Raw genomic sequence first — 18496 nt, forward strand, 5'->3', positions numbered from 1 at the left:
TAGGAGACGGCGGCTACGGATGTCCGGGTGACGCGTGAGAAGTATTTATATATGCCGTCCGCTTTGCAAGACGTATGAAAACATTCATGCGCGATATGTTATGAAAGGTCCCTTTGTAATTCGAGACAGCGCGTGGGGAAGGTGTTACCGAAGGTTACGGCGGACCGGGCTCCGCCGTCACTCCCGCAGGAAGAACTGGTGCTGGTCGGAGATCTGTTCGTACTCCTCCAGCCGGGCCTGGGTGCGCTCCGGGTCGGCGTCGGTCATGGCCTGCAGCAGCGCGGCGGCGATCAGACCGGGCGCGGCATAGGAGTCGAAGACCAGCCGGGAGCCGGTGCCGGTGGCGAAGACGACGTCCGCCTCGTCGGCGACCGGCCCCAGTGCCAGATCGGTCACCAGGGCGACCTTCAGCCCGGCGCTGCGCGCCACCTGCACCGCCGTGAGCGTCTCCTGGGCGTGCCGGGGCATCGAGAACGCCAGCACCCAGGTGCCGCCCGCCTCCCGGGACTGCAGCAGGGCGTCGTAGGCGACACTGCCGCCCCGTGTCACCAGCCGCACGTCCGGGTGGATCCGGCGTGCGGCATAGGCGAAGTACTCGGCCAGCGAGACCGAGATGCGCAGCCCGAGAACGGTCAGCGGAGTGGAGGCCGACAGCTTGCGGCCGACGTCGATCAGCTGGTCCGGGTCGGCGAAGTCGCGCCGCAGGTTCTCCAGGTTCTCGATCTCGGCGTCCACCGCCGACTGCAGTTCGTTGCTGCCGTTCTCCTCGGGCGCTCCGGGCCCGCCCGCCAGGTGGCCCAGGGCGATCGACTGGAGCTTCTCGCGCAGCGCGGGATAACCGCTGAAGCCGACCGCCGCCGCGAACCGGGTCACCGACGGCTGGCTCACGCCGACACGCTCGGCGAGATCGGTGATCGACAGGAACGCCGCCTCGGTGATGTGCTCGATCAGGTACTGGGCGATGCGCCGCTGGCCCGGGGAGAGCCGGGGCCGGTCGAAGAGGGTTCTGAGCTGGGACGCCGGTGCGGCCTCGGCCTCCGGAGCGGTCCTGCCCGAGGTGATCGCGGATGCCTGTGCGCGTGCCTGCTGCGGCGATGGCACCGGTGCGCCTCCTTTGTCTCCCACAGTGCTTCAACATAGCTCACACACCGCCGTGACCAGGGCTTGTACGGGCGCATCCGGCACCGCCGGACGGATCCACCGATCGCCCGCCGGGACGCCGTGTCACCGGCGGTAGATCGTGATCGAATGACCGACCTCGTCGACCGGGCGGCTGCTGTCGATCAGGGTCCTGAGCTGCCCGCGCGCCTTGTCGAGCGCCGTGTCCGAGACGACCAGCAGCCCGTGCACCTGACGCGCCGGCACCTTGCGCGGATCGGACGCGTCGATGCCGTAGTAGGCGGGCACACCGCTGCCCTTGTACACCAGCCAGACCCGCTCGCCCCGGTACCGCTCACGCAGCCGGTCGGCGAGCCGGCCGAGGTCCTGCCCCCAGTCCACGTTGGAGTCGTGCAGCCGCTGATAGGTCCTGGACGGCCCGCCGAACGCCTCGTTGGAGTACGGCAGGTAGTAGGGGAAGGTCCGCAGCGAACTCACCGCGACGAACACCACCAGCGCCCCCGTCGCGAGCGACGCCCACCGCCACCGCACCAGGAGCACAGACCCGGCCGCCACCGCCAGGAACATCGGCATGAAGAGGGCGTAGCGGGTCCCGAAGTCCCGCGAGCCGGTCATCGCCGAGGCCATCAGCACGGCGGCCGGGACCAGCACATAGGGCGCGGCGGGCCGCAGCCGCCGTACGGTCACCATCGCGACGGCACCGGCGGCCCACAGCGCGAGCATGCCGAGCGGTGTCTTCACCAGCAGTGCGACGGGCAGGTAGTACCAGCGGGACCCGGTGTACAGATGCCCGAACAGGAAGCCCTGCCACGGGTACTTCTCCAGCCCGAACTGGATGCGCATCCCGTCCCGGTAGGACTCGGGGACCGGCATGAGCCGCACCAGCAGCCCCTTGAGCCCGTGCACGGCGGGCACCTGCTGCCCGGCCGGCGACCACCGCAGCCGCGGATCGACCACGAGATACGACGCCCATACGACGGCCACGGCGGCCACCGCGACGACACAGGCGGCCCCGAGCGAGCGCGCCAGGGCCCGGCGCCGGTCCGCGGACCCCGGCCGCCACACCGCCCACGCGGCCAGCGCCACCAGCACGGGAACCGCCGGCAGCACGCTCATCTTGGTCGCCAGGCCCGCCCCCAGGGCCAGCCCGGCCAGGGGGACGTAGAGCCGGGGCCGCCTGCGGGATCGCCACAACAGCCAGGCCGAGGTCAGCACGAAGCCCGCGGCCGGCACGTCCAGTGTGGCCAGCGATCCGTGGGCGATCAGGTCGGGGGAGAAGGCGTACAGCGCCAGGGCCGCCAACCCGGCCGCGGGGCCCGCCAGTTCACGGGCGAAGGCGAACACCACGAGCCCGAACAGCAGCGTCAGCACGATCACCGGAAGACGGGCCCAGAACATCAGCCGCCAGGGGTCGTTGCCGGAGGCGTAGAGCAGATGCTGGGCGAACCGGCTCTGGTCGCCCTTGTAGGACGTGTCCAGGTGCGGGTCGGCGATCGCCACCCCGGCGGCGATGACGAGCTTGCCGAGCGGGGGGTGCTCGGGGTTGAGGCGGACGCGGTGCTCGTGGAGATAGTCGGCGGCCGTGGCGACGTAGATCGGCTCGTCGATCGTCGGCGTCTGCTGCACGGCCGTGGTGACCATGGCGGCGGCCATCTGGGCGAGCAGCACCACCACCAGGAGCGGCAGCAGCAGGCGCCGCCAGGGCCGGCCGGGCGGCGGGGCGACCGTCACCGGGGGTTGCGGCCGCTCCTCGCCGTCCGGCGCCCGGGGATCGAGGACCGAGTGCTGTTCGTGCGCCATCATCCGCCCCGCGGTGACAGGGACCGCGGGCGGGCGGGAGCGATCCGGGCCCTTCTCATGGGCCCTACTCTCGCATCAGCTCCCGCCCTCGGGCGTCACCGCTTCAGGAGTCGTACCGACAGACCTTCCGTCGTGTAGACGGGTACGGCCCGCAGCCGGTCGGAGTTCAGCTCCACGCGGTCGAACTGGCCGCGCAGCGCCGGAGCCGCCAGGACGCGCACCGTGCGGCCCGCGGCCGGCGGCCGGTCGGCGTCGAGCTGCAGCGACAGCACACTGCCCGAGCCGAGCAGCGCCCGGCGCGTCACCTCCAGGGCGGGCTCGTGGCCCGAGCGCAGCGTGAGCGCCAGTGTGGCGGACTCCTGGGAGTAGACGCCGTGCACCTGCACCGGGCGCTGCACCCGCAGCGTGCCGCCGGACACCCGCACGTCCCCGTGGCCCAGCGCGTGGGACGAGGCGGCGACCAGCGTGCCGTCCTTCACCACGGTGCCGCCCGTGTACGTGTTGTGGCCGGTCAGGGTGAGCGTGCCGGTGCCCTGCTTGGTCAGCCCGCCGTCGCCGTCGATGTCGTTGCGCCAGCTGTCGGCCGCGCCGAAGCCGCCCGCGGCAGCGTCCAGCGTCACCGTCACGTCGGAGTCGAAGGCGCCGTAACCGTCGGCGGCGGCGAACAGGTTCAGCCGCCCCCACTGCTCGAAGCCGTCTAGCAGCACGTACCCGGAGGGCAGCGCGGTGGTCCGCAGCACCTCCCGGCGCTGGTCGGCGTCCAGGTAGGGCAGCCGCGTCTCCAGCAGCACCTCCGCGCCCTTGGGCACGGTCAGCGGCACGTTCCGGCCCCGACGGGGGAGCACGTACGTCAGGCGGGGCGCGACCGCGCAGGCGTTGGCGTCCCGGTCGGCGTAGGGGTCGGAGGCGTCGGAGTGCGCGTAGGCGAAGAGGGTGTCGGCGTTCGTGCCGGTCTTCTGGGTGAAGTAGGCCAGGGCCTGGGCGCGGGCGGCCGCCTTCAGGCTCGCGTTCGCCGGGTCGGCCAGGGTGGCGGCGGCCAGCGCGGTGGCCATGATGCGGCCGCCGATCACGTCGACCGTGGAGTGCATGCCCGCCACGATCCGGGTGTGACTGAGTTCGAGGGCCCGCGTCACCAGCTCCTGGAAGCGCTCCGGCACGGCGTACGCGTAGGCGAGGCCTGCCAGGTGGAAGGCGTTGGTGTGGCCGCTGGGGAAGCCGCCGTCGTCGGTGGGGGAGGTGTTGCGCTGGCGCAGCAGCTGGGGCGCGACGACCACCTGCGAGTCGTAGACCGGGTAGCCGAACGCGTCCGTCCTGCCGGTGTCGACGACCTGGCTGTCCTCGTTCATGCGCCAGGGCCGCGGGTACTGATAGGCGTACTTGGACGGGTTGCCCGACGCCCAGGTGCCGCGGACGGTGTCGACCAGCTCGGCCACCTTGCCGAGATCGGAGTCGTGCGAACCGGCGCCCTGCGCCGAGCCCGCCGGGGCGCCGGCCGGGACGGCGTCGCTGACGGTGGTGGGCGGAGTGCCGTCGGGGGCGCTGGTGATGGAGGTGACCGCCTTGGCGCCGGCCCTGTACAGGTCGGCCAGCGGACCCAGGCCCGCGATCATCGCGTAGCTCTGGTGCTGGCGGTCGTAGATGAACGCCTCCTTGGCCTGCTCCTGCGTGCGCGCACGCGTGATGCGGACGCTGTAGCGGACGTTGGCGCGCAGCAGCTCGGGCTGCAGCGGCGTGCCGGTGTTCCAGGCGCCGCCCGTCTTCCACACCTGCGCGAAGCCGCCGAGGATCCGGACGACCGCGTTCGTCTCCGGCGTGAGGTTCGTCGGGAGGTTGGTCTTGTAGTCGTCGACGAACGCGGCGGGGCCGGTCGCGGCCTTGGCGTCCGCGGCGGCCAGCCAGGAGGCGAAGGTGGGCGCGGCCAGCACACCCGCCGAGGCGCCCAGGGAGGTCTTCAGGAAGCCCCGTCTGCCGACGGAGGGGGAGCGGTGCCCGGCAGATGACGGCATGCGTGTGCCTCTCTTCAGTTCTGCGGCCCTGCGGCCGAAGGGGGTGACATGGCGTGCGCTCGTGGGGGACTCGTGGACGGTGCGTGAGCCGCCCGGGTCGACCGATGCGTCTGTGCGAAGATCTACGGCCGGTTCGTGTCCCGGCGGCGGGGGTTGGGCGGCCGGGACCTGTCGTGCGGGTGAACGCGGTGTCAGTCGGGACGCCGGCCGGACATGCTGTCGTAGAACGGCGTGCCGGGAGCGACGTCCGAGGGCTTGACGGGACGGCCGGCGGCGCCGGAGGCGTAGAGGGCGGCCACCAGGGAGAGGGTGCGCCGGGACTCGGCCAGCGGCACGGGCGGCGGGGTGCCCTCGCGCAGACTGGACAACACCTTGGCGAACTGCGCCCAGTGACCGCTGCGGGAGCTCTGGGCGCCGGCCCCGTCCCCGGCGCCGTCCATGGCGGCCTTCCACTCGGTGAGGACGTGGTCGTGTCCCGGTGCCGGGGTCACCCGCCAGTCCTCGTCCCGGTAGCCGTACAGGTGGGTGACCTCGACGGTGGCGTACTCGAAGTCGTAACGCAGGTAGGACTCCTGGCGCGGCGAGAGGGAGCTGTTCACCACGGAGGCGACGGCGCCGTTCGCGAACGTCACGTGCGCCATCGAGACGTCCTCGGTCTCGGTACGGCGTGCCTGCGTCCTGGTGAGGGCCTGTATCTCGGTCCAGTCGCCGAGCAGGTCCAGCATCATGTCCATCTGGTGGATGCCGAGCCCCATGGTGGGCCCGCCGCCCTCGGTGTCCCAGCGGCCGCGCCAGGGCACGTCGAAGTACGACTGGTCGCGGAACCAGGTGGTGTGGCAGACCGCCAGCAGCGGGCGGCCCAGCACTCCCGAGGCGGCCAGGGACTTGAGCGCGGCCTGGCCGCGGCCGAATCGGTGCTGGAACACGGTCGCGAACCACGGCGGTCCGCTCGCGGCACCGGCGATCTCGTCGAACTCCCGCAGGGACAGCGCGGGGGGCTTCTCCACCAGCACACTGGCCCCGGCGCGCAGACAGGCGAGGGCCTGGTCGCGGTGGAGACCGGGAGGTGTGCACAGGTACACCAGGTCGGGGCGGGACCGCTCCAGCAGCACGTCGAGGTCGTCGTAACCGGCCGGGGCCCCGTGCTTGGCCAGGAAGGCCTCCAGCCGGGTCCGGTCGGTGTCCGCCGCGGCCACGATCCTCGCGGGGACCGGGCCCGGGGCGGTGAGGGCGGCCGCGTGGTCCATGGCGACGTCGCCGGTGCCCACGACCGCTATCCGTATCTCTTCGTCCTTCACGCGTGCTCCGTCTTGATGGGGCTTGTGGGGGCTGGATGGAGGCTCATGCGAGGTAGGTCGCGGAGCGGGCGTGCTCGATCGTCAGCGCGCTCACGCCGGTGATCGCCGCGTCGAAGCCCAGGTCGCTCACCGCGATGCGCGGTACCCAGGGGATCCGGCCGACGAGGCGCCGGGTCAGCTGCTCCGCCGACTCCTCGCTGTACTGGGCGAAGGCGCCGGCGAGCACGATGACCTGGGGCGAGAGCACGACCGAGGTGGCGACGAGGGCGAGGGCGATGGAGTCGAAGAACTCGTCGCGGGCCTGCTCGGCCTCGCTGTCGCCCGCCCGGCAGCGGGCCATCATCGCGCGGAAGGCGGGACCGATGCGCTTGCCGTGCAGACCCTCCCGCGCGGCGAACGGAAGCACCTGCGCCGCCAGGGTGGAGTCGACGTCGCCCTGTTCGGTGAAGTAGCGGGAGAAGGACGCGCTGGAGGTGAGAAGAAAGCCGATCTCGCCCGCCGCCGAGCGGTGCCCGCGGTGCAGGCGCGCCTCGTTGATGATGCCCGCACCGAGTCTGGCGCCGAGCACCAGCGCGACGGCGCTGTGCGCGTTCGCGAGGGCGCCGCTGTGCCACTCGCCGTAGGCCGTCGCGTTGGCGTCGTTCTCGACGAGGATCGGCAGCCCGCTGCGGGCCGAGACGATGTCGGCGAGCGGCACCTCCTGCCAGTCGAGCTCGACCGCCTTGGTCACCACGCCTTCGTGCACGATGCCGGGAACGGTGATGCCGACGGCGACGATCGGGGCCGTCACACCGGTCTCGGGCGAGGCCAGCCGGTCGACGAGCCCGAGCAGCCCGTCGATGCGCGCGGCGCCCGCGTCCTGGCCCTCCAGGGCGAAGGTGTGGCTCTCCTCGTGGAGGGTGCTTCCGCCCAGGTCGACGAGGCGCCCGCGGGCCGTGTACTCGGTGACGTCGACGGCCATGATGGCCCGGGCCGAGGACGCGAAGCGCAGCAGGGTCGAGGGCCGGCCGACCGACTGGCGCACCTGGCCCGCGGCCTCGACCGCGCCCTCCTCCAGGAGGGCGGAGCACAGCCGCTCGATGGTGGCCGAGCCGAGGCCGGTGCGCTGCTGGATGTCACGCCGGGACAGTGGGCCGTGCTCCCGCAGGACGTCTAGTATCGCGGTCCGGTTGATCTGGGTGACGTGCCGAGTTGTCGCCGTACGTGGCGCCGGTCGCTTCACAACCCTCCCCCATAATCCATCGGACTGAGGATAAGTCCCGTCCGCATACGTGTTCCCTGGCTGTCCGGAGATTACCAGCCTTCGCCGTGTTGCCAAGGGTGGCCGAGGATTTCGGATCCGCAACGAGCCGCGATAACCCTTGTGGGTATTCCATCGCAGTGATAGGAAACGGGGACCTGCAACAACCAGCGGCCGGCGCCGGGCTCCGTCCGCTACGACGAAAAGGGATCGAAATGACCCGTGTGGGTGTGCGGCGCTCCCGCCGACTCGGCCGCGGCGGTATACGCCGCCTGGTTCCCCTCGCTGCCGTGGCCACGGCAGGTGCCCTGCTGCTCTCCGCCTGCGGGTCGGGTTCCGGCTCGGGCGGCAACTCCAAGTCGCTGACGTTCTGGATCTCCACGGTTCCGGGCCAGGACGCGGGCTGGAAGAAGCTGGTCTCCCAGTACAAGAAGGAAGCCGGCGTCACCGTCAAGCTCGTCAACATCCCCTACGACGGCTACACGACGAAGCTGCACAACGCCGCGCAGGCGAACTCCCTGCCCGATGTGGCCGCCGTGCCCGCGCTGGACCCGATCTGGTCGAACAAGCTGATCGACCTCAGCTCCATCGCCGACAACAAGAGCTACAACATCAACGCCAACTTCCTCGCCAAGGACTCCTCCGGCAAGGTGCTGTCCATCCCCTCGGACGTCACCGCCTCCGGCCTGTTCATCAACGAGTCGCTGTTCAAGAAGGCGAACGTCTCCTTCCCGACCTCGCCCGACAAGACCTGGACCTGGACCGACTTCATCGCGGCGGCCAACAAGGTCCGCGAGAAGACCGGCGCCAAGTACTCCCTGGCGTTCGACCAGTCGCCCTCCCGGCTGCGCGCCATGGTGTACGAGATGGGCGGCAAGTACGTCCACGCGGACTCCTCCGGCAAGTTCTCGGTGGACGACGCGACGAAGAAGGCCGTGAAGACCTTCGTCGGCTGGAACGACGACAAGACCATGCCGAAGTCGGTGTGGACCAGCGGCGCCGACCCGTCCGCCATGTTCCAGAGTGGTGACGTGGTCGCCTACTGGTCCGGCGTCTGGCAGGTCGCGTCCTTCGCGGAGAGCATCAAGAAGTTCGACTGGGCGAGCGTCCCGACCCCGGCCCAGCCGGTGCAGGCCAGTGACGTCAACAGCGGCGGCATGATGGTCGGCTTCAACAACAACGGCGCCGCGGCCACCGCCGCGAAGAAGTTCATGACCTGGATCTACGACCCGAAGCAGTACACCGAGCTGGTGGAGTCCTCCGGCTTCCTCCCGGTCGAGAGCGGTCTGAACCCGAAGTACCCCTTCACCTCCCCGGCGGCGCAGGCGGCGTTCAAGCTGTACAACCAGGAGATCCCGCTCTACGCCCCGATCTCGGGCTACTTCAACAACGCGCAGACCGAGTGGGTGCTGAAGGGCAAGAGCCTCACCGAGGACCCGACCAAGACGGAACTCGGCAAGGCGATCAACGGCCAGCAGTCGTCCGACAAGGCCCTGGAGAACATCGTGGCCGGCTACAACCAGCAGGTCGGCGGCGCATCGTAGGACAGTGGGCCGGGCGGCGGACGACACTCCGCCGCCCGGCCTCACGCGTGCCCACGTGATGTCGGGCTCATCGGCGTGAGCCCACAGGAATCCATTCCACCAGCACGGAGTCAGGAAGATGACCAAAAGCGCCTCGGACGTGTCCGTGAGTCCGCCCAGGAGACGCAGTAAGTACACCCTTGCGCCGCTCGTCCTCATCGCGGCCAACGTCGTGCTCTTCGGGCTGTTCTTCGTGTGGCCGGCGGTGATCGGGCTCGTCTACTCCTTCACGAACTACACCGGTGTGGGGGCGTTCCAGTTCATCGGACTGGACAATTACCACAACCTGTTCGGGGACTCCACCTTCTACGACGCCCTGACCCGGACGGTGTTGTACGCCGTCCTCTTCGTCCCGCTGAACTTCGCGCTCTCCCTGCTCGCCGCCAACCTGGTGGTGAGCAAGCACGCCAAGGGCGCGTCGGTCGCCCGCGTCATCTTCTTCATCCCGTGGCTGCTGTCGCCCATCGTCGTGGGTGTCCTGTGGCGGTGGCTGTTCGGTGAGAACTTCGGCCTGGTCAACTACGTCATCGAGAAGCTCGGCGGAAGCGCCGTTCCGTGGCAGTCGAACGCGGACCTGTCGCTGCTGGTGGTGGTGATGGCGGCGTCCTGGGCCTGGACGGGTTTCACGATGCTGCTGTTCATCGCGGCGATCAAGAACGTGCCGGTGTCGTACTACGAGGCGGCCTCGCTCGACGGCGCCGGGCCGTGGCGCCAGTTCATCAGCATCACGCTGCCGAGCATCGCGCCCACCTCGTTCATCGTCATCCTGCTCAACACGATCAACGCGATGAAGGAGTACCCGGTGTTCGTCGCCCTCAACAACGGCGGACCCGGAACCTCGAACAACCTGCTCGTCCAGTACATCTACGAGACCGGCTTCAAACGGGGCCAGATCGGCTACGCGAGCGCCGCGTCGTTCGTGCTCATGCTCATCCTGATGGCCGTCGCGATCATCCAGCTGATCGTCAACCGGCGGGTGGAGAACCGATGACAACCACAGACATCCCACGCCCGGTCGAGAAGGGTTCCGGACCGGCCGTCTCCAAGAAGCGGTCCGGCGGCTCCCCCACCGGTGGGCTGCGGCAGGCGGTGTCCGCGACGACCCTGCTGTGGCTCCTCGCCTGCCTCTACGGGCTGCCGGTGCTGTGGTTCATCCTCAGCTCCCTCAAACCGGCCAGCGACCTGTTCTCCTATCCGCTCACCCTGGTCCCGCACCACCCCACCCTGTCGGGCTACCTGACGGCCTGGCGCAGCGCCAACTTCTCCCAGTACTTCATCAACACGACCATCGTGTGCGTGATCACGACGATCCTCACCGTGGGTGTCAGCTGCTGCACCGGGTACGCGCTGGCCAAGTACGACAACAGGTGGCTCAAGGCCTTCTTCATCTGCATCCTGGCCACCACGATGCTGCCCAGCGAGGTCATGCTCGCCCCCGAGTTCCTGGTGGTCCGCAACCTCGGCCTCTACAACTCCTTCGCCGGCATCATCCTCCCGGCCGTGCTCACCGCGACCGGATGCTTCATGTTCCGGCAGTTCTTCCTGACGGTCCCCGACGAACTCGTGGAGGCCGCGCGCATCGACGGCGCCCGCGAACTGTCGATCTTCCTGCGGATCATGGTGCCGCTCTCCCGGCCCATCATGCTGACCCTCGCCATCCTGTCCTTCCAGTGGCGGTGGAACGACTACATCTGGCCCCTGCTGATGCTCAACGACCCCAACAAGTTCACCGTGCAGATCGGCATCCAGTCCATCGTCGGCGCACAGAACATCAACTGGTCGGTCCTGCTCGGCGCGTCGGTCATCTCCATGATCCCGCTGATCGTGATCTTCCTGGTCTTCCAGCGCTACGTCATGAGTGCCGACATCAACGCCGGACTGAAGGACTGACCTTGACCGCCCTGCTCGACCACGAGTTCGTCCGCGCGGCGGCGCTCGCCGCCGACGGCTCGGCCACGCTGCTCGAGGCCGACCCGTCGGCGGAGTTCATCGGGCCGCACCGCGCCCTGGCCCGGCATGTGAAGACCCTGGTCGCTGCGTACCGCTCGCCGGAGTCGGTCCTGCACGGCAGCGAGCGGGCCGTCGCCGCCGCGCTGACCCACCTCCGTTCCCTGCGGTCCCTGCAGACGGCCTCCGGCCTGTTCGCGGGCGGCGACAACGTGCAGTCGCCGCCGGACTCCGCGTTCACCGTCAACGACGTGTGCGACGCGCACGTCCTCGCCGCGGGCGCGGGGCCGGAACTGGCTGACGTCACGGCGGCGCTCGCCGACATCGCGGGCGCCGCCACCGGCCCTCTCCTGACCGGGGGGGTGCACACCCCGAACCACCGCTGGGAGCTGTCCGCGGCGCTGGCCCGGCTGCACCGCTCGTTCCCGGACGCCCGGCTGCTCGCCCGCGCCGAGGAGTGGCTCGCCGAGGGCGTCGACATCGACGCGGACGGCCTGTACTCGGAACGCAGCGCCGTCTACGCGTCCATCGTCACCAACCCGTCGCTGCTGTTGCTGGCCGAGGTGCTCGGGCGCAGCGACCTGCTGGACGCCGTCGAACGCAACCTCACCGCGACCCTGGACCTGATCAGACCGGACGGCACGGTGGAGACCGTCCACTCGCGCCGCCAGGACCAGAGGCAGTCGTTCGCGCTGTGGCCCTATCTGCCGCACTACCGGCTGCTCGCGATCCGCACCGGCCGGGGCGACTTCGCCCACGCGGCCCGCCTGGCGGCCGCCGACGGCATCAACGACCCCGACCTGCTCGCCCAGACCCTCCTCACCCCGGAGCTGTGCCGCGCCCTGCCGGCCCCGGACGCGGAGAAGCTCCCGCGCGACCGGTACCTCCGCACCGCACGCCTCGCCGCACACGTCTCGGCCACCGCGCACACCGTGGTCTACGGCGGCTCCGACGTGCCCGAGCACCGGCGCATCCGCTCGGGCCTCGCCTGCAACCCCACCTTCCTGCGTCTGTTCGCCGGCGCCGCGATCCTCGACGCGGTCCGCCTCTCGCGGGTGTTCTTCGACCTGGGCCCGTTCCGCGCCGCCGACATGGAACGGCTCGCCGACAACCGGTACCGGCTCACCCAGACCCTCACCACCGCCTACTACCAGCCGCTCCCGAAGGACCTCAGGCGTGACGACGGCGCCTACCGTCTGGTGGACGAGGGCCGCTTCTCCGCGGCGATGGCCTTCCCCGACCGCCCTCAGGACGAGGTCTCCCACACAACCCGAGTCGAGGTCGACCTGCGGGAGGACGGGGCCGACCTGCGGATCGACATCGGCGGCCCATCGGTGCCCTGGGCCCTCGAACTGACCTTCCGGCCGGGCGGCGAGCCACAGGGCGCCGTACCGCTCGGCGACGGACGCTGGTGCCTGACGACCGAGCCGTTGACCTACCGCGTCGGCGAGGACGAGATCCAGGTGAAGGCCGCCGTCGAGACGGGCGGACCGCTCGCCGGACCGGACCGGAGCGACGTACTGCGCTACGACCCGGGGCAGGACCACACCGTGGTCGGCGGCACGGACGCGACGACCGGGAACCGCGTCTACCTCGGTGGCCACGGACCGCAGACACTGACCCTGACACTGCGCGCCGCATCTCAGGCATGAAGGGCTGATCTCCTTGCACCTCCCACGCCAGCTCGGGCCGCTGCACGACCTGCCGGACACCCCGGAGGCGTACGACGCCGTCCTCGCCGACGTCATCGAGCAGGCCCTCGCACGCCTCACCCCCGAGGGCAGCCTCGAACACCCCGACGCCGACGACGACATCGGCGACACCTCCCTCGGCGTCACCTCCCTGCTGGCCCTCGCCTGGCAGCGCTCCAAGGATCCGCGCCTGCCCGAGGCGGTGCACCGCAGTCTCGCCTTCCATCTGCGCGAACGGGTCTACCGCGAGGACAACCCCGGCTACCCGAACCTCAGGGTCCGCAACTCCGGTCTGCCGTACGCCCGTTACGTCCTCGAAGCCGGCGCGCACCCCATCGGCGACTGGCCGAGCACGGTGTGGGCGCTGCTGCAAGCGGTCAACGTACTCGACCTGGCCGAGGGACTCGTCGAGGAGGAGCAGCGGACCGAGCTGCTGGAGGTGGCGCGGGGCTACTGGCGCTGGCTCACCGAGGCGACCTTCTTCAACCCGCAGGAGGCCGGCAACCAGGCCATCGGGTGCGTGGTCGGCGGACTGATGCTCGCCCGCCATCTGCCTCACGCCCCGGCGGACGCGATGCGCGAGCGCGCCCTGCGGCTGTACCTCGACGAGATCCGCGCCCGCCGGGTCCTGGACCGGGGCGCGCTGCTGCCGCCCGAGCACCGCGGCGCCTACGACAACAACTACGGTCCGATCTCCCTGTCCTTCCTCGCCCAGGCCCACCGCATCAGCGGCGAGCCGGTCTTCGCCGAGGACGGCGACGCGCTCGCCCGCTACATCGACGCCCGTCTGACGGGCGGCGGCTTCGACAACGGCGGACCGCGCTACAGCGAACAGCACTCCGCCTTCGAGTCGGTGCTCGGGCTGCGCTACTTCAGCGCCCGTGTCGGCTCCGACCTCGGCCGTTACCGCGGCGACAGCCGCTGGGCGCGGTACGCCGCACAGGCGGACGGCGGGGTCGACGGCCACTTCGCCTGGATGCTCGTCTGGCAGATCCAGGACGGCACCGGCTGGCACCGCGAACCGTCCACGGCACCCGCCCGCCATCAACTGCGCGTCGGCACGGTCTCGGTGGCCTTCGACGACCGGATGACCCCGTCCGTCGTCGAGGCGGGCGGCACCTACTACCTGCCCGCCGCCGTCAACCGCCAGCACGGCTTCGGCCCGGTGCTCGACGGCTTCGTCTTCTGCCGCCCCATGGGCGAGGTCCGCGTCCGGGACGTGTGCACCGGCACGCTGACGGCGAAGCTCGTCAGCAAACCGGTCGTGGGCCGCGACCACGTCCTGCGGCACGTGCGCTCCCTGTACGTCACCGACGGCACGCGGCTGTGGACGACGGTCGCCCTCGAACGCCTTCCCGGGGAGCCGTACCTGCTCGCCGGACTGCCCTACGCCGCCGACGACGGCGACCGGGTCCGCCGGACCGCGACGGGCGCGGTGGCGTCGGCCGGGACCCTGCGACTGACCCACCCGCGGGCAACGGGGCCGGAACACTTCGACGCGCGCGCCGAACTCGCCCAGGAACAGGCCGCGTTCGCCCTCGCCGCCGACCCCCGCGGCTACGGCAACCCCGACGAGGGCTGGCGCCACCTCGTCAGCTCCACCGCCTACGAAGCGGGCCCGGTGCCGGACGCGCCGGAAGACCTTCACGTGTTCGCCGTACGGTACGGCTCCGCGGAGCCGCTGAGCGTGGCGGTCGAACGCACCGGGGAAGGGCTGACCGTACGGACGGACGCCTTCACCGCCGTGATCGGGGCCGACGACGACCGGGGGGAACCGGTACTGACCCTGCGGCCCTGAGCCGGCCGCCTCACCCGCAGCGCACCACCAGGTCCGCCCGATCGCGTGTCGCCGCCACCAGGTCGGCGTTGCGCTGGTCGCTGCCCAGGACCCAGTCCACCGCCTCCTGGTGGCCCTTGCCGAACTCCTCGTGCCGGGCCACCAGACGGCGGATCCGCTCCTCCTCGCCGAGCTCGCAGAACCAGACCTCGTCCAACTGCTCGGGCACCCGCTTCCACGCCCCCGTGCCCAGCAGCAGGTAGTTGCCCTCCGTGACGATCAGCCGGGCCGTGGGCAGCACCGGGACCGCCCCCGCGATCGGCTGCTCCAGCACCCGCTCGAAACCGGGCGCGTAGACGATCTCCTCGCTCTCCGTCTCGTCACGCAGCCGCCGCAGCAGCGCCGCGTACCCGGCCGCGTCGAACGTCTCCGGCGCGCCCTTGCGCCGACGCAGTCCCAGCCGGTCCAGCTCGACGTCCGCGAGATGGAAACCGTCCATCGGCACCTGCGCCACCCACGGGCGCCCGGTGCCGTTCAGCTCCCGCACCAGCCGCTCGGCCAGCGTCGTCTTGCCCGCGCCGGGGCTGCCGGCGATCCCGAGGATCGCGCGCCGCCCTGAACCGGTGAGGTCGCGGGCACGCAGGAGCAGGTCGTCGAAGGTCGTCGTCAGCGGCACACCGCAGAGTGTGTCACCCGCGCGGTCCCCGCACGATTGACCCATGTGGCGTGCGCCACAAGGTGTGCGTCGCGTGTGCGGGGAACCGTAGCTCTATGACGCAACTCGGTCTCCCCGAAGACATCCAGGCCTGTCTCTTCGACCTCGACGGGGTCGTCACCAAGACGGCCGTGGTGCACGCGGCCGCCTGGAAGGAGACGTTCGACGCGTTCCTGCGCGAGCGCGAGGGCGCGGACTTCCGGCCCTTCGACGCCGGAGCGGACTACGACGAGTACGTCGACGGCCGCCCGCGCGCCGACGGCGTGCGCACCTTCCTCGCCTCCCGCGGCATCGAACTGCCGGAGGGGCGGCCGGACGACCCGCCGGACGCGGCGACCGTCAACGGGGTCGGCAACCGCAAGAACCTCCTGGTGCTGGAGAAGATCCGCACCGAGGGCGTCGAGGCGTACGACGGCACCCTGCGCTACATCGAGGCCGTGCGGGCCCAGGGCCTGCGCACGGCGATCGTCTCCTCCAGCGCCAACACCCGGGACGTGCTGCGCTCGATCAAGGCCGAGGGCCTCTTCGACGTCCGCATCGACGGTGTCGTGGCCGCCGAGCGGAAACTGCCGGGCAAGCCGCACCCGGACACCTTCCTCGCGGCCGCACGCGACCTCGGGATCGAGCCGTCGCACGCGGCCGTCTTCGAGGACGCCCTGGCGGGGATGGACGCGGGCCGCTCCGGCCACTTCGGCTACGTCGTCGGCGTCGACCGGGTCGGACAGGCCGAGGCGCTGTCCGCGCACGGCGCGGACGTCGTCGTGAAGGACCTCTCCGAACTGGGGGGCCGGGCGTGATCACCCACCGCTCCTACACCGTCGAGCCCTGGGCCGTGCGCGAGACCAGGCTGGACCTGGACGTCCTCGCGCAGAGCGAGTCGGTCTTCGCGCTCTCCAACGGCCATGTCGGCTGGCGCGGCAACCTCGACGAGGGCGAGCCGCACGGCCTGCCCGGCAGCTACCTGGGCGGCGTGTACGAACTGCACCCGCTGCCCTACGCGGAGGCCGGCTACGGCTACCCGGAGTCGGGGCAGACCGTCATCAACGTCACCAACGGCAAGGTGCTGCGCCTGCTCGTCGACGACGAGCCCTTCGACCTGCGCTACGGGCGGCTGACCTCGCACGAGAGGCTGCTGGACCTGCGACGGGGGGTGCTGGAGCGGACGTGCGAATGGACGTCGCCGGCCGGGACCACCGTGCGGGTGCGCTCCACCCGCCTGGTCTCGCTCACCCAGCGGGCCGTCGCCGCCGTCGCCTACGAGGTGGAGGCCGTCGACAGCCGTTCCCGTGTGGTGATCCAGTCGGAGCTCGTCGCCAACGAGAGCCTGCCCGGATCCAACGGCGACCCGCGCGGCTCGAAGGCGCTGGAGTCCCCGCTGGAGGCGGAGGAGGACGTCGCCGTCGGGCACCGGCTGCGCCTGGTGCACCGGACCAGGCGGAGCGGACTGCGGGTGGCGGTGGCCGCCGACCACACCGTGTCCGGCCCGGAACGGACCACGTACGCCAGCGAGAGCAATGTGGACGTGGCCCGGCTGACGGTCACCTCGGTGCTGGAGCCGGGGGAGAAGCTGCGGGTGGAGAAGCTGGTCGCCCACGGCTGGTCCGCCGTGCGCTCGCGGCCCGCGATGAGCGACCAGGTGGAGGCGGCTCTGGCGGCCGCCGGGCACAGCGGCTGGGACGGGCTCCTTCAGGAGCAGCGCGGCTACCTGGACGACTTCTGGGCCCGCGCCGACGTCCAGGTCGACGGGGACGAGGAGATCCAGCAGGCCGTCCGGTTCGCCCTCTTCCACGTCCTGCAGGCCGGCGCCCGCGCCGAACAGCGGGCGATTCCCGCCAAGGGCCTGACCGGCTCCGGATACGACGGCCACGCCTTCTGGGACACCGAGGCCTTCGTCCTGCCGCTGCTCACCTACACCTCGCCGGGCGCCGTGGCCGAGGCGCTGCGCTGGCGGCACAGCACCCTGCCGGCCGCCCGGGAGCGCGCGGCCCAACTCGGCCTGAAGGGGGCCGCGTTCCCCTGGCGCACCATCGAGGGCTCGGAGGGCTCGGCGTACTGGCCGGCCGGCACGGCGGCCTTCCATGTGAACGCGGCGATCGCCGACGCCGTCGTGCGCTACACGGCGGCGACCGGGGACACGCAGTTCGAGCGGGAGGCCGGCACGGAGCTGCTGGTGGAGACGGCCCGGCTGTGGCGTTCGCTGGGCCACCACGACCACCGGGGCGCCTTCCACATCGACGGCGTCACCGGCCCCGACGAGTACAGCGCGATCGCCGACGACAACACGTACACCAACCTGATGGCCCGGGCGAACCTCCTGGCCGCCGCCGACGCCTGCGAACGCCATGCGGACCGGGCCGCACAGCTGGGCGTCGACGACGAGGAGAGCGCCGCCTGGCGGGACGCCGCCGAGGCCATGCACATCCCCTACAACCACGAACTCGGGGTGCACGAGCAGCACGAGGGCTTCACCCGCTACCAGCGCTGGGACTTCGCCGCCACCGGCCCGGACCAGTACCCGCTGATGCTGCACTTCCCCTACTTCGACCTCTACCGCAAGCAGGTGATCAAGCAGGCCGACCTGGTGCTGGCGATGTACACCTGCGGCAGCTATTTCGACGAGGAGCACATCGCCCGCAACTTCGCCTACTACGAGCCGCTGACGGTGCGCGACTCCTCGCTGTCCGCCTGCTGCCAGGCCGTCATCGCCGCGCAGGCCGGTCATCTGCGGCTCGCCTACGACTACACGGCCGAGGCCGCGCTGATGGACCTGGCGGACCTGGAGCACAACACCCGCGACGGACTGCACATCGCCTCGCTCGCCGGCACCTGGACGGCCCTGGTCGCCGGCTTCGGCGGGCTGCGGCGCAACGGCACGGGCCTGTGTTTCGCGCCTCGGCTGCCGGAGCGGTTCAGCCGCCTCGCCTTCAGCCTCCAGCTGCTGCAGAGCCGGCTGCGGGTGGAGATCGGTCCGGACAAGGCCACGTACACGCTCCTTTCGGGCCCGCCGCTGACCATCAAGCACCACGGCACCCCGGTGACGGTACGGGCCGATGCCCCGGCCGTGCTCGTCGTCCCGCCCGTGCCCTCGCGCCCGGCCCCGGAACAGCCGCCGCACCGCAGGCCGAACGCCCACCGCTAGCTTTCGCCGGCTCGTGGCGTTTCCCGGCGGACCGCTTCAGGTAGGAGTGCTGTGTCGGCGCGGGACGACCGGAGGGGGACGGGCATGGTGGCGAGTGACAGCGAGGGCCGGCTGGGGGAGGAGTTCTTCACCCCCGGCAGCGCGTCCTTCACCGAGTTCCTGGCCGCCCACCGCCCCGAAC

At 71.0% G+C, this 18496-nt stretch carries 13 protein-coding genes; 7 read left to right on the forward strand and 6 right to left on the reverse strand.

Annotated features, from left to right (window positions below; translation table 11 throughout):
• Positions 1-177: 177 nt before the first annotated feature.
• From GRC12_RS03590 to GRC12_RS03610, 5 genes are all read right to left on the reverse strand, one after another.
• On the reverse strand, positions 178-1101 hold the full coding sequence (locus tag GRC12_RS03590) for a MurR/RpiR family transcriptional regulator (protein ID WP_208777297.1): 924 nt from the start codon (positions 1099-1101) through the stop codon (positions 178-180).
• A gap of 123 nt (positions 1102-1224) precedes the next feature.
• On the reverse strand, positions 1225-2922 hold the full coding sequence (locus GRC12_RS03595; protein WP_208777309.1) for a phospholipid carrier-dependent glycosyltransferase: 1698 nt from the start codon (positions 2920-2922) through the stop codon (positions 1225-1227).
• 92 nt (positions 2923-3014) lie between these two features.
• Complete coding sequence (locus GRC12_RS03600) at positions 3015-4925, reverse strand: phosphatase PAP2 family protein (protein WP_208777313.1); 1911 nt, start codon at positions 4923-4925, stop codon at positions 3015-3017.
• Positions 4926-5116: 191 nt separating this feature from the next.
• Positions 5117-6223, reverse strand: coding sequence for a Gfo/Idh/MocA family protein (locus tag GRC12_RS03605; RefSeq protein WP_208777314.1), 1107 nt, complete (start codon positions 6221-6223; stop codon positions 5117-5119).
• Between the two features lie 43 nt (positions 6224-6266).
• Positions 6267-7445 carry an ROK family transcriptional regulator gene (locus GRC12_RS03610; protein WP_208777315.1) on the reverse strand — a complete coding sequence of 393 codons (1179 nt, stop codon included), beginning with the start codon at positions 7443-7445 and terminating at the stop codon, positions 6267-6269.
• Between the two features lie 233 nt (positions 7446-7678).
• Here GRC12_RS03610 and GRC12_RS03615 point away from each other — a divergent pair, with 233 nt between their 5' ends.
• The 5 genes from GRC12_RS03615 to GRC12_RS03635 all read left to right on the forward strand — a co-directional run bounded on the left by GRC12_RS03615 (position 7679) and on the right by GRC12_RS03635 (position 14482).
• Positions 7679-9007, forward strand: a complete 1329-nt coding sequence (locus GRC12_RS03615; protein WP_208777316.1) for an ABC transporter substrate-binding protein — start codon at positions 7679-7681, stop codon at positions 9005-9007.
• Positions 9008-9125: 118 nt separating this feature from the next.
• Positions 9126-10037 carry a carbohydrate ABC transporter permease gene (locus GRC12_RS03620; protein WP_208777317.1) on the forward strand — a complete coding sequence of 304 codons (912 nt, stop codon included), beginning with the start codon at positions 9126-9128 and terminating at the stop codon, positions 10035-10037.
• Positions 10034-10936: a carbohydrate ABC transporter permease gene (locus GRC12_RS03625; protein ID WP_208777318.1), complete on the forward strand. Its 903-nt coding sequence runs from the start codon at positions 10034-10036 to the stop codon at positions 10934-10936. The genes GRC12_RS03620 and GRC12_RS03625 overlap by 4 nt, the downstream gene beginning before the upstream one ends.
• Before the next feature lie 2 nt (positions 10937-10938).
• Positions 10939-12645 carry a hypothetical protein gene (locus GRC12_RS03630; RefSeq protein WP_208777326.1) on the forward strand — a complete coding sequence of 569 codons (1707 nt, stop codon included), beginning with the start codon at positions 10939-10941 and terminating at the stop codon, positions 12643-12645.
• Between the two features lie 13 nt (positions 12646-12658).
• Positions 12659-14482: a hypothetical protein gene (locus tag GRC12_RS03635; RefSeq protein ID WP_208777327.1), complete on the forward strand. Its 1824-nt coding sequence runs from the start codon at positions 12659-12661 to the stop codon at positions 14480-14482.
• A 10-nt stretch (positions 14483-14492) separates the two neighbouring features.
• Here GRC12_RS03635 and GRC12_RS03640 read toward each other — a convergent pair whose 3' ends face one another.
• Positions 14493-15131 (reverse strand): nucleoside/nucleotide kinase family protein, encoded by a 639-nt coding sequence (locus GRC12_RS03640; RefSeq protein WP_208777353.1) that lies wholly within the window; start codon positions 15129-15131, stop codon positions 14493-14495.
• Between the two features lie 101 nt (positions 15132-15232).
• On the opposite strand from GRC12_RS03640, the gene GRC12_RS03645 reads away from it, so the two are divergent.
• Together GRC12_RS03645 and GRC12_RS03650 are read left to right on the forward strand one after the other, a co-directional pair.
• The gene (locus GRC12_RS03645; RefSeq protein WP_208777328.1) at positions 15233-15973 is read left to right on the forward strand and encodes an HAD family hydrolase; all 741 of its coding nucleotides are present in this window, start codon (positions 15233-15235) and stop codon (positions 15971-15973) included.
• On the forward strand, positions 15970-18315 hold the full coding sequence (locus tag GRC12_RS03650; RefSeq protein ID WP_208777329.1) for a glycoside hydrolase family 65 protein: 2346 nt from the start codon (positions 15970-15972) through the stop codon (positions 18313-18315). Before GRC12_RS03645 ends, GRC12_RS03650 begins: the two co-directional genes overlap by 4 nt.
• The last annotated feature ends 181 nt before the right edge of the window (positions 18316-18496 follow it).

The sequence above is a fragment of the Streptomyces griseorubiginosus genome, assembly GCF_017614965.1.
Lineage (GTDB): Bacteria > Actinomycetota > Actinomycetes > Streptomycetales > Streptomycetaceae > Streptomyces > Streptomyces griseorubiginosus_B.